This window comes from Arenibacter sp. S6351L (assembly GCF_023016025.1).
In the GTDB taxonomy this organism is placed as follows: Bacteria; Bacteroidota; Bacteroidia; order Flavobacteriales; family Flavobacteriaceae; genus Arenibacter; species Arenibacter algicola_B.
This window is the reverse complement of the sequence record NZ_JALKBB010000022.1, coordinates 45,066-58,338: the sequence shown is the minus strand read 5'-3', so window position 1 is coordinate 58,338 and position 13,273 is coordinate 45,066. Positions and strand designations below refer to the sequence as shown.

Below are 13,273 nucleotides of genomic sequence, written 5' to 3'. Positions count from 1 at the left end.
AATTTGCTAAATAGATTTAGCAATATAGTACTAATATTTAAATTTTTGTATTATATGTAAATATTTAACACTTATGTATGTCCGGTTGGTTTTCACAACTATTCTATGACATAAATTGTATCCATCAGTTATAAAAATAGGGAGCCATTTGGCTCCCTAAATAACCTACGTTAACTAGGCGTAGGGACAAACTAACTAAAATAATCCACTTATTTTAACTTTAATATCTTGTTACCAATTTGGGTTTTGTTCTAAATTGGGATTTAAATTAATTTGTTTTTTAGGTAATGGCCTCAGATAGTGTTTAGAAGCATCAAAAGTTCTTGAAGAAGCAGGTTCTGCAACAATAAATCCTTCATTATCTACCTGAAATTGAATCCCAGGAGTAATTTCGGGAAATACCGACTCGTATTCCGTCCCTACAAACTTGATTCCTTTTATGGCCATTGGCATTTCTAATTCCGCAGTTTTCCAACGCATTAAATCATTAAATCGAAAACCTTCGCAGGCCAATTCAATTTTTCTTTCCCTTCGTATCTCCGTACGCATATCCAATCCATTATTGTCAACATGTGAATTGGTAAGGTGTATCATTCCAACACGATCCCTTAATTTGTTAATAGATAAATCTAAATCGGCATCGGAAATGGACTCCTCCAATTCAAATTTTGCTTCGGCATAGTTCAAAAGTACTTCTCCGTATCTAAAAACTATATTATCATATTCCGCACGACCTGCCCATGATTCTTCTGTTTCCCCTAAAAATTTATAATTTGTATATCCAGTCCGTGTTAGGGCTCCTTCCAACCTAGGTTTTTCGTATACTGTTAAAGCTGCTCCAGCTCCAACATATTCAACTCCCGGTTTTAATACCGTCTGCATAAGCCTAGGATCTCTATTTTCAAATTCTGATGCCATGGTACTATACCCTTCAAATAATTGTGAATCCTCAATTGGCAAGCCATCTGTACACAAATAATCATCAATTAGACTGCGTGTTGGATTCATAATATTTTGCTCCAGCCATCTCGTAGCATTATGGGTTCCGTTTATATCCAGAACATATTTTCTAGAAAGAATTACTTCACTACAATCTTCCCCTGCTTCGTTAAACAGTTTTCTATAGCTTTCACCAATACCAAAGGCATTAAACAAACTAAATTGTCCCCCATCAATAACGGTTTTTGCTGCTTGGACTGCGATAGTTAAATATTCAGTTGCATTATTTCCTCCATGAAATTTGGCCCATGAACCTTCAAACAAAGCCACACGACTTAAAAATGCTAATGCCGCCTCTTTGGAAATTTTACCTAGTTCGTTATCGGGAATGTTGCTTTGACTTGGTAATTTTTCAATCGCTTTCTGCAAATCATCCATTATAAAATCTGCAACTTCTTCCCGTGAATTTCTTGGTGCCGTCAAAACCTCACTATTTGTATCCAAAACTTCTTTTACAATAGGTACGCCTCCATATTGTTGCAGTAGACCAAAGTAATTAAATGCCCTAAAGAAATGCGCTTCACCAATCCATCTTTGAATCTCTTCAGGATTTTGATAATCTTCACTCTTCAAGAACAAAAAGTTAATCCCTCTTAAAGCAGAATAGGTATTGTTCCATCGTCCAGATTCATCAGGTGGTAAATAAGATCCATTACTTAATTCATTAGGCCCTTGCCCAAAAGTAATTTCAGATTCGGTATCTCTGGGATACGCAAATCCAGGTAAGCCTCCATAAAACGCATTGGCCGCTAATTCAAAATCCCGAGGTGTACTCCAGAAAGAACCATCAGAAACCTGATCTTTTGGAAATAAATCCAGTTCCTTGTTACAGGATTCTGTACAAATAATTATAAGAATCAAAAAAAATATTTTATTTAATTTCATGATATTACCTTTTTATTAAAATGTTACATCTAAACCTATTCCCACGGACTTTGCAAAAGGGTAATTACTGCCCCAAGAATTATCCTCTGGGTCATACCCCCCTGGCAACTTATGGAAATCCCATATGTCAGTCGCTGTTATGTAAAGTCTCATTTTTTCCATGCCACCAGCCTTTTCCAAAATACGATCAGGAAGGCTATAGCCCAATTGAATGTTCTTTAAACGTACATAAGCACCATTTTCCTTGTTATTGGATGAATGTTCAAAATTCCACCATCTAATATTGCTATGGGATATTCTTGGGTATTTGGCATCTGTTCGGTCTGCGGCCCAAGTGTTGTTATAGAACAAAGCTGGTGGGTGGTACCATGGTTGATTAAAGGGAATACGGGCTTCATTTTCCCTAAATACAGTTCTTTTCCCTACACCTTGAAAAAAGGCTGAAAAATCCAATCCCTTCCATTTTGCGTTAAGATTAACCCCAAAAGAATATCGTGGGTCTGTGTTCCCTAAAACCAATAGATCACCGTTTTCCCTTTCATCACTGTAGGCATCAATCCTACCATTGCCATCAACATCTCTAAACATGGCATCTCCAATTCCTATATTAGTGGGCACTCCAGAAAACGCTTTATATTCGTCCAGTTGTGTTTGGTTCTGGATAATTCCTATAAAATCGTAACCATAGTACAAATTGGAGCGATAACCTTCTCTGAACCCATTTAGTCCAGGACCATAATTATCAAATCCTCCAAGGTCCACGACTTTGTTGGTATTGTCGCTTAAAACCAAATTAATACCATAGCTAAACTTTTCTCCTTGATCCTTCCAGCCTAAACTCATTTCCCATCCCCAAGAATCTAGCTCACCATTATTGGTATAAGGTGGTGTTGATCCTAACACTGCCGGTAATGTTACACCTACCAACATATTCTTGTTTGTCTTTTTGTAATAGTCAAAAGAAAAATTCAATCGATGGTCCAATATCGTAGCATCCAACCCAATATTTCTAGAAATTAAGGTTTCCCAAGTCCTGTTAGCCGATACCATGCCAGCTAGGGTAGCCGATTGAGCTCTTTGGGTATTACCAAAAGGATACTGCCCTCCTATATTGATATTCTGCACATAATCATAAAGTCCAATTCCAGATTGATTACCCAATTCACCATAAGATAAACGGAGTTTAAGATTATCAAAAAAACCGGTCGATTTTATAAAGTTTTCCTCAGACAGCCTCCATGCAGCTTGAACGCTACTGAACAATTTCCATCTCTGTTCTCTTGCAAATCGTGATGTACCATCATAACGGAAGTTAGCCTCTAACAAGTATTTATCCCTAAAACCATAATTGACCCGCGAAATAAGGGATTCCAAAGCCCAATGATATCCTCCCCCATCATTGCTCATATTCTCCTTGTCGCCAAGATTCAATGTAAATAGTTCATTTGAAACAAAATCATCCCGGTAAGCACTAAACCAATCGTTATCATACTCATCGTGGGTTGCTCCGGCCATTACACTTACTTTGTGAGCGTCATTGAAATTGTTTTCGTATTGAAGACGGGCACTATAGTTCCTTTGATTCGTCTTTCCATATTCATAATTCGCATTATTAGGCGAGGTAGCGTACTCGTTATAAGCAAATTTGTCATCCCAAAAATAGTATGGGATGGGAGTGGTTATCCTTCTGGAATCAAAATTTTCAAAAGTGAGACCAGCCTGGCCGATGAATTTAAAATTCTTGGCAAAATCCCAATCAACCGCAATAGTAGGTGCAAATCTATTCGTCCACCTTTCCAATGGTGCTCCCTCTTGTGCCATTGCCACTGGGTTGGAGTACCCCCATTGTGAAAACCAATTTTCACCGTTTTGTGATTTAACTGGAAAGAATATGGGTTGCAAACGAACCGCATTTATCACCCTGTCCAACCAATACAATTCAGTAGTTGCCAACCGTTCATAGGTTAATTTTGTATCGATTTTTAATTTATCCGAAATTCGATAAGTATGATTCGATCGAATATTAAAACGTTGGGCCTTATCCGGAGCAGCTTCTATTAAACCATCCGTCTTATTATAACCAAGTGAAAAGTAATAATCGGATTTTTCTCCTCCACCACTTATACTCATGTTATAATCCTGTTGCGTTCCGGCCCCGTAAAGTTCGTCCACCCAATCCGTACTTTCAAAAAATTGAAATTCCGGTGATCCATCAAAACGCACTGGTGCAGAGCCAACTTTGATTCCTTGTATCCTTTCATCATTCCAAAAAGGAGCCACTCCATTGTTGATATCGGCCTCCCTATGCATTTCCGCGTATTGCAACATATTGGGATACTCTATTTTATTCAATGCGCTCGACATTCCTGTAAAAGAACTAAAACGTATTTTAGGCTTACCTTTTACACCACTCTTGGTGGTTATTAATATAACCCCACCAGCTGCCCGTGAGCCGTATATAGCGGCTGATGCATCTTTAAGAACCGACATGCTCTCAATATCGCGGGGATTTATAGTGTTAAAATCATCTGCAGGGTTACCATCGATTAAAATTAATGGCGAATTCCCCCCATTTGTAGAAGAAAGACCGCGTATATTAACATTAAAGCCTTCGCGACCAGGTTGTCCACCAGAACGAGTTATAGTGACCCCGGGAGCAATCCCCTGAAGGGAGGAAAGTACATTTGTTGCTGGTCTCGATTCAATTTGATCAGCTGTAATTACATCAACAGCACCGGTCAGTGAAGCTTTGGTTTTGGAACCATAACCAACCACTACTACCTCTTCCAAGGCGTTGGCATCTTCTTCTAGAACAACATTAATAGTATTTGTGTCTCCTACAGTAATCGATTTTTTCTGCATTCCTAAATATGAAAACTCCAGAACATCACCTCTTTTCGCCTTAATAGTGTAGTTACCATCAAAATCTGCTACTGCACCTATATTACTACTTATAACAACAACATTTGCACCAGGTAATGGCATTCCACTTCCATCGGTAATAGAACCTTTAACGATACCGTCTTGAACATTGTTAAAAAGGCTAAATGCGTCTGTTAAAATGGAATTACTGACCAATAAATTTTGTCGTAATACCGGAATATTCACATTGCTTTCTGCATGTGCATTGAAACTTGTCAACGAAGCGATAGATAAAAAGAGACTACCCTTTCTTATTACTTGGTTTAGTAAGAATTGTAATTTTTTATCAAAACAAGATTTTTTCATCATATTTTAGTTTTGGTAATTGGTTGATAATTTTTAAATTTTACATGCCACATTATTCTTTTGAATGGGCCTTTGTTTTTGCATTTTATGTCATATATAATTATTCATAGGTTAATATTTAATTTTATCTGGCGCGCGTTGATATTTTAGTAAAACGCCTTTTAACTTAAACGTTTAAGCTTATATTTTAAAAAAAACACCATAATAGTAAATAGCCTTTAATCACATTGCTAATTCGATTTAGCCTAATAAGCAAAAAAATATCTTTCTAACAATATCAGGTTAAATACTCCACCGCTAATTCGATTTAGCTAATATATAAAAAATATTATAAAACAATAATATTTTGCCAAAAATATATTAAAATTTAACCTTTGGGTCTTTTCATTAGGTACCTATTGTTCTTAAAAATATCGTACTTATATGAATTTTAACCTTAGAAAGAATGGGGATAATACTTATTTTCAATGAAACCATCTTGGTATAGACTGACAATTGCATACCCCGGGGGCGTTTCTTTATACCAATATTTACCTTTGGATTGCTCATTGCCTTCCTCCCACCAAAATCCGCTTAGAGCTCCGTTACAGTAATAATTTACTCCGCTATACAAAGCAGAATCCAATAAGTGTACATGCCCGCTGAAACAATTTGTTTCCTGTAACGATGTTAAAAAATAAGGACGCGATTAGCTCCTCTTAAATTGGTCCAAACACCCAAATTGGGTCACCAAAATTACTCATGCACCGATTCTTATATATGAAGAACAGTTCTTATATTCAGCTTATCATTAGTAGTAAACCTATTTCCATTCCAGTTTGGCCAAAAAAACCCCTTTTTTATCCCAACCCGTATTGGAAATATACCATTCGTCTTCACTTACCCTAATCACTTCAGGAGCATGTAAAGGCAAGGAGGTCACTAAATTCTCTATAGGGAAATCTAATGGATCTTTAGACCAATATACATGGGTTTCGTTATAATCAGTAAGTGCACGACAAACAAATAGATAGTATAGACCATTTCTTTTTACCATAAACGGACTTTCGGCATCCCCGGCCCAATCCGCCTCATAGGGTTGAATATGTACAATTTTTGGCCCACTCCAATGTTTCAAATCTGGACTGGTACGTACCGCTACGCAAGAGCGAAGGTCAACTTCATTAAAGGTACGGGTATAATAAAAATAATACATGTCGTTATCCTTAAAAACAAAAGAGTCCCTAGCATGTCCAGGGTCGCTGAACAATGGATTTAATTCATGCCGTTTCCAATTAAACATATCATCGGATTCTGCCATACACAACTGTCCCCAACTGGCATAAAAGGGAGCCTTTTCCTGTAAATTACCTATATTGTAGAACATATAATTTTTCCCATTTTCCTCAAAAACATGGGGAGCCCATAGCACACGCTCTACCCCCGGTTTTACCTCAAGGGCATAATCGTGGTCTTCCCACTTTAATTGGGAAATACTATCAGCAGAAATATGGAACAATTTATTTTCTCCGGTCCAGGGGTTAATAGGTTTATGACCAATAATACCATAGGCATGCCATTTGCCGTCCGGGCCCTTGGCAAAGCAATGGTCGTTGGTGTACCAAGTAGTATCTATTTCGGAACGGGTATCACTGGGATTAAATATATGTTTCCAATCACCAGAAATAACGGGAGTTTCTACCCTAAATGTGGCACTTTCCGGTTCCTCGGTTTTTATGGATCCCTGCTTGCACCCTATAGGCAAAAAAGTTACTACTACAACTAGGGACAAAATAATTTTTGATATAATTTTCATTCTATGATATTACTTTAAGGTTACTACAGTTTTTAACACATCTCCCTGACTTAAAGTTATAGGGTGTATTCTAATATTTAATTTAGTTTCCTCCAACTTGAATTCAAGCGTCTTTATCTCCTTTCCATTTATGTAAAACCTTAATTTGGAAGCTTTTTTTCCTTTAGGAAGTTCCAGCTTGATTTCATTCAGGTTCAATTTCCCATAATTTAAGGTTAATACCACCTTTTGGGAAGAATCCGATATATTTTGACTAAAACTCCCCCATCCCTCTGCCGTAATAAAGGCCGACCTATAGTTCTCTGGACTCAACTTCGGTGCGAATCCGATGATTCCCTTTGGTCCGTGATAGGTAAAGCCTGAAGCTGCAATAAACGGTGCATAACCGCTCATGGCCCTGGTGTAATGATTACCGTATTCGATTTCATTGTACGGATTCCTTCTTTGGCTGGTATAACGGTCGTGGATGGCTTTTTCTATCTTTAAACCTTCCGAAACCAACCCTTCGGAAATAAGAGTTGCGGCCAACTGGTGTTCCTGTCCGGTCCAAATTTCACTAAAATAACCAATCACCAGTTTCTCCCATTCATTTGCTATGACACCAGGTGCGATATCGGTTCCTCCTCTTGGAAAAGTTGCCATAATCACGCCAGACTCATCCTTATCAGCATAATATCTTTTTACGGGAATGTCCGCATTTTTAAGATAATCGCCATATTGGTCCACAAAATTATATTTGACAATGGAGGTTAATGCTTTTTTAGCTTTTTCCGGATCTACGATATATCCAAGATCCAATTGGGAGCTCCAGTACTGCCCCAACAATTGATCTATATGGCAGCCCTCATTGGTATTGGGAGCTTCTGGATGATCAGGATCATTTATCTGAACAAAATATTCTCCATTGAACAATTCCCTAGAGATATTTTTAAAACTCCTATTCGCTATTTTATCGCATGTCTTGGCAAAGCTTTTGTCTCCCATTTCCAAAGCCATTTGTTTTCCTGCCTTTAAGGAGGCTGCGTACAAACCGCTTATCCAGCTTATTTTACCATACCAAGTTCTATCTAAGGTATTGTATTGTGGACCTTCTATGATTCCGTCAGCCTTTCCTGTCTTTTCCATGTCCTGGTTGATCATCACCTGAATAGATTTCTTAATCTTCTTCCAGTTCCTTTTCAGAAACTCGCTATCAGAAGACATTAGGTGCTCCCTATAAATTCTCATTACAGTTCCTGCATGACCATCAATGGCAAAACCACGACCATCATGACGGCCCAATCCACTAAATTCACCCCTATAGGATATGATTCCGTTGTCCTGAAAAGACAAGCCCAGATCAACTTGTTCCCGCAAATGCTGTGCTAAATCTGGAAAAACACGTCCCAAAGCCTGTTCATAATGAAATACATGGGTACAAGTCCCTTCTCCCAAATAAACTCCTTCATAGGTATAGAACCTACCTTCGCTTTCTTTCCGGTCCTTAAGATCGTTGAACCTAACAGAAGCAGTCGTTGCCAACGTACTTACATTTACAAATGTTCTATCCAGGAACCATTTGGGCAAACTAGAATTGTACCATGTTTTATTCCAAATTTTGGTATTTTCAATAAGTTCTGGCTTCTCCATCAAATAGTCAGATACAGCAGCCGCATCTTCAAATTGGCTACTGTAATAATGTCTTAAATCTTCCTTATTGTTCCAATGGTGTCCCCCATCCCATAGATGAACATTGGGAAAGTACCAGCTTAAATGGAAGGTAAATGTCTTTTGCTCCCCAGGTTTCAAAAGCACCTTAGAAGATACACTACCCACTAGTTTTTCTCCTATGGCCGAGGTAGCGTCGGTGTTTTCTTTTAACACCTCGTACATTAGAGCACCTTTATCTTTGGTTGATCCTGCATCTCCAACACCTTCCCCTATCAGTGTAAGACTCATATTACCGGCATCTGGGTATTGATCCGACTCCCTATCAATATTCTCACATACCAATCTTGTGTATTTCCCATTATTTACTATCCTATTCTGGTGTTGCCCCTTTAACGCTTGGTTTTGGCCGCTCCAGTAAGCCGCTGTATTCTGCAACCAGCCACTTAAGGCAACATCCATCTCGGTTTTCGACTCATTGGTTACCGTATATTCCATAACCACCACGGGTAATCCGGAGTTGTCGGCGTCTGTGGGAATAAATGGCGTATAGGCATTTAGTTCCACTTTTATAGGTAATTGCGGATCCCTATAAGTAACCTTTCCTATGGGGTATTCCCCTTGAAAAGTTATATCGGAAAACCCGGACTTATTTAGCAGTCTTTTATACTCAAATCCCTCGCTATTGATTGTAATCCCAAAACCATTCTCAAAATTATTTTCCTGTACCAATGGATTTAAATAATAACGATGTCCACCTTCATTTCCAGATGATATTTTAGCAATATTAAATATATCCCAATACCATAATTGGCCATCTCCTCCTAGGTAAACTTGACCAGTGCAAATTCCACCTACCGGCATTCCTATGTATCTTAATTCGTGATCAGTTTCCAAAATTCCCAACTGCTGTTGTCCAATGAGCACTTTAACGTTGAACATCAACACGGTCAGTAAAAAAACAAACTTCAACTTCATCATATTATTTTCTTTTTTCCACTCATAAAATATTATGCAGGATATCTTTTAATCAGCTTAATTCCTTGATGGCTGTAACCAGCCTAATTCTGCCATGGTCACTCCATGACCATTTAAATAATGTGCATCCTCGGGACCACAAGAAGTAATATATTCCTTCCCCTTATAATTCAAAATCTCAGCGGCATGTCCAAATAAGGTTGTCAAGGTATTTTTTTCGTAATCAAAATGGTTCGGATTCTCAGAAACCACCACAATGGTCTCGGCATAACGCCTATGGGCATAAGTAAAGAAAAGATAGTACAATCCGTTTCTTTCTACTAGAAAGGGTGACTCTATAAGCGTTGCCCAATTATTGTCATTAATTCCCATGATAGTTTCAGGCTCTTCAAAATTCACAAAATCTTTGGTTCTTATGCGTAAGACCTGCGACTGCTTAACCCCTTCATTTCCGGTTGCCACCACATGTATCCAGTACTTACCGTCATTACCATTCATTATATGTGGATCTCTAGTGCCTACCCATAATTTTTCCGGTAAAATAGCTTTAGTGTTGGTTTTCCAATCCAGCAAATCATTAGACCAATAGACTTCCAATTGTCTTTTTTCCCGCCACTGTTCTACGACCATCACCCACCGATTGGATTCTTCGTGCCATACCACGAATGGAGCACCTATGTATTCAGTACCATTAATCTCATTAATGGCAAAGGGCTCCCTTATCCAATCCTGGGTCGCCGATTGGGAAGTAAGATGTCCTAAATATGGGTGGTATCTATATAAATCTTTTCCCTGAGGCGGAAAAGGATTATTTATCCCAAACCAATGCAATGTTCCGCGCTGGTCCACCACAAAACAATGATCGTTGGTAAACCACTTGTTTTCATCAAATGTCTCGGAAGGTTTGGGGTCAAAGATTTGCCTACTTTCACCTATAATATAGGGGATTTCTGCACGGTCCAAAACCGAGCTATTATTTTTTTTGCCTACGGCACAGGAGGATAGCAATAAAGCCATCAAACCTAAAAAGTAAATTCTTTTCATTCCTAAGATATAAATCTTCATTTTCTACTATTTAAAAATTAAAATACAGCCAAAATCTCATCGATCGAAACTTCCAATATTTTTTGAGCTATAGGATCAAGCATTTCCTTGGTACCTTTAAAATGATATATACGTTGAATGTGGCTATAGGCTTCTCCAGGTTTTAGAGTCAAAGTTGGAGAAGAACTCTCTAATTCATAAAAGGGACCCATTTGAGAACCGTCCTCCAATTCTCCATCATTATAGGAATTAAGAACGTCTCCTGAATAAGGATCGTCTTGTATCTCCCATGCTGAATTCACATAGGAGTCATTGGATGAAGGTTGAGGGATTTGTAATATCGTCAATGTGTTATTTATAGCATCATAACTTCCCATAAAAGCTGTTGCCCGTTGGGGCGAAATCCCTATTTTCCCACGGCTATTTCCATCGGTCTTAAAAAAAATAGTTTTTGCGGTTGTTTTTAATCGATCTGAAGACACTTGTCCAAAATAATTATCATTGACCTTAGGTCCCTTTTCCGTTTCCTCTCCTTCTACAATAGGAATCACTACAGTAACCTCCGGCGAAGGAGTCATCATACTCAAAAGCCATATAGAAGGGAGGCCTGTTTCTTTGGTCCATGCCAGGTGTCCATTATTGGTCACTTGATTATCCGTTTCATAGGCTACTGTCGAAACTTCCAACCCAGACATATTTAAATTAATCGCAATTTCTTGATCATTTAACAATGAAACCGTTCTTTTCACTCCAATATCAAATGAGTTTCCAGAATAATTGACCAGCTTCATTTCCTTCTTAAAAACCACCCTATTATTTTGAAGCTCAATGACTTCAAAGGGTTCGGTATCAATTGGGGCCGGTACAATCCAATTTTCAAAACTAAATGCACTATCGGGCTTAAAATAAAATGAGTATTGGCCTCCTTCCGGCCCCAACCAAAAACGTTCCTCTCCTCCTACCGGATTAAACTGAGGTTTAATCTTACCTGATACGATCAAATCATAATTAATCCAACCATAGCTAATACCTGCATTACCATTTAAAGTACTCGTCATTACTCTGCCCTGTAATTCCGGGGATAAAACGATACTTGCTTTTTTATCCTGATTCTCCAAGACAATGGTGCCTTCATAATGCCTTTTTAAAAACTCCCTGTCATAACCAAAACTACCTTGAAGGTAAAAATTTTGACTCTCAATGATTTGTTCCTCTTTACCGTTCTTCGATTTACACGAAGAGAAATAGATTACTCCCATGATAATCAGTAAACTCCATTTTAAACTTGTATTCATTTTACATATTAAAGATTATTCTAGTGGTAAATACCCTATGTATACTTAATATTTTATAGATCTGAATCCGTAAATCGCAACAACAACAAAACAAATTAATGGTAGTATAAACGAGAAATTAACCTCAGGAACTCCTAAAATTTTTACATCATCATATCCCGTTCCTCCTATATCCAAAATTAAGCCTTGCAGCGACGGCATTATGGCTCCACCTACAATAGCCATGACCAAAAAAGCTGAACCGTACTTGGTTTCCTCACCCAAGCCTTCCAGTGCTATCCCATATATAGTAGGAAACATCAAAGACATACAGAAGGAAATGGCTACCAAACTATAAAGTCCTCCTATCCCATAAATAAATATAGCTCCAAGCGTACAACATATAGCTCCGATAGATAGCAACATCAGCAATTTGCCTGAGTCAACATATTTAAGCAAAAAAGTACATATCCAGCGCCCCAATAAGAACACCCCCAATGCAGTCATAGCATAATTTACGGTCGTCTGGTTGTTGATCCCTAAAATTTCAGCATACTGATAAATATAGGTCCAACACATTATTTGCGCACCAACATAAAACGTTTGGGCAATTACCCCACCGACGAATTCTTTCTTTTTAAACAATCTTTTAATCGAATTGCGGACAGTAGAATTTCCCTTTTCCTGGTTTTCAGGCATTTTCACAAAGGCGATTATTGTCATAATTAGCAGAACAACAACACCTAGGACCACATAGGGGTCACGTATTACCAACAAATCCGTAGTCTTTATTAATCCTTTCGCCGATTCCGAAAGTGTAGAATAATCCACGTCATCGGACTGCAACGCACCCAAAACAAAACTCTGGGCCACAAACAACCCCAAAAGTGCGCCAATCGGGTTAAAGGCCTGCGCCAAATTAAGCCTTTGGGTAGCGGTTCTAGCATCACCCATGGCAAGGATATAAGGATTTGCTGTTGTCTCTAAGAAAGCAAGACCAAATGTTAAAACATATAAGGCCCCTAGAAATAAGTAATACTGTTCGTAAACTGCCGCCGGATAGAACAATAAGGCTCCTAAGGCATATAGGGCCAGCCCTAATAATATTCCTTTTTTATAGGAGTACTTTTTTATGTAAATAGCTGCGGGCAAAGCCATGGTCCCATAGCCTCCATAGAAGGCCAACTGCACCAATGAAGCTTGGAGATTATCCAGTTCCAATATTTTTTTAAATGCAGAAACCATGGGATTTGTAATGTCATTGGCAAAACCCCACAAGGCAAATAAGGAGGTTATTAAAACAAAAGGAAATAAGACCTTTTTAGCGACAATCGGAACATTTTTTTCCAAACCATCAAGATTATCGACCCAATTGTTTTTTTGTCCCTCTTCTAATTTTACTTTTTTCATGCTAGCTTAAATT

Annotated in this window: 7 protein-coding genes; all 7 read right to left on the bottom strand. The window is 38.2% G+C overall.

Annotated features, from left to right (window positions below):
* Window positions 1-231: 231 nt before the first annotated feature.
* The 7 genes from MWU82_RS16840 to fucP all read right to left on the bottom strand — a co-directional run bounded on the left by MWU82_RS16840 (window position 232) and on the right by fucP (window position 13,260).
* Window positions 232-1,884, bottom strand: a complete 1,653-nt coding sequence (locus MWU82_RS16840) for a RagB/SusD family nutrient uptake outer membrane protein (RefSeq protein ID WP_247097269.1) — start codon at window positions 1,882-1,884, stop codon at window positions 232-234.
* A 15-nt stretch (window positions 1,885-1,899) separates the two neighbouring features.
* The gene (locus tag MWU82_RS16835) at window positions 1,900-5,115 is read right to left on the bottom strand and encodes a TonB-dependent receptor (protein WP_247097268.1); all 3,216 of its coding nucleotides are present in this window, start codon (window positions 5,113-5,115) and stop codon (window positions 1,900-1,902) included.
* 799 nt (window positions 5,116-5,914) lie between these two features.
* The gene (locus MWU82_RS16830) at window positions 5,915-6,907 is read right to left on the bottom strand and encodes a family 43 glycosylhydrolase (RefSeq protein WP_247097267.1); all 993 of its coding nucleotides are present in this window, start codon (window positions 6,905-6,907) and stop codon (window positions 5,915-5,917) included.
* Window positions 6,908-6,916: 9 nt separating this feature from the next.
* Window positions 6,917-9,535: a GH116 family glycosyl-hydrolase gene (locus tag MWU82_RS16825; RefSeq protein WP_247097266.1), complete on the bottom strand. Its 2,619-nt coding sequence runs from the start codon at window positions 9,533-9,535 to the stop codon at window positions 6,917-6,919.
* A gap of 54 nt (window positions 9,536-9,589) precedes the next feature.
* Window positions 9,590-10,576: a hypothetical protein gene (locus MWU82_RS16820; RefSeq protein WP_247097265.1), complete on the bottom strand. Its 987-nt coding sequence runs from the start codon at window positions 10,574-10,576 to the stop codon at window positions 9,590-9,592.
* Between the two features lie 38 nt (window positions 10,577-10,614).
* Window positions 10,615-11,871, bottom strand: coding sequence for a DUF6786 family protein (locus MWU82_RS16815; RefSeq protein WP_247097264.1), 1,257 nt, complete (start codon window positions 11,869-11,871; stop codon window positions 10,615-10,617).
* A gap of 45 nt (window positions 11,872-11,916) precedes the next feature.
* On the bottom strand, window positions 11,917-13,260 hold the full coding sequence (gene fucP / locus MWU82_RS16810) for an L-fucose:H+ symporter permease (RefSeq protein WP_247097263.1): 1,344 nt from the start codon (window positions 13,258-13,260) through the stop codon (window positions 11,917-11,919).
* Window positions 13,261-13,273: the final 13 nt, after the last annotated feature.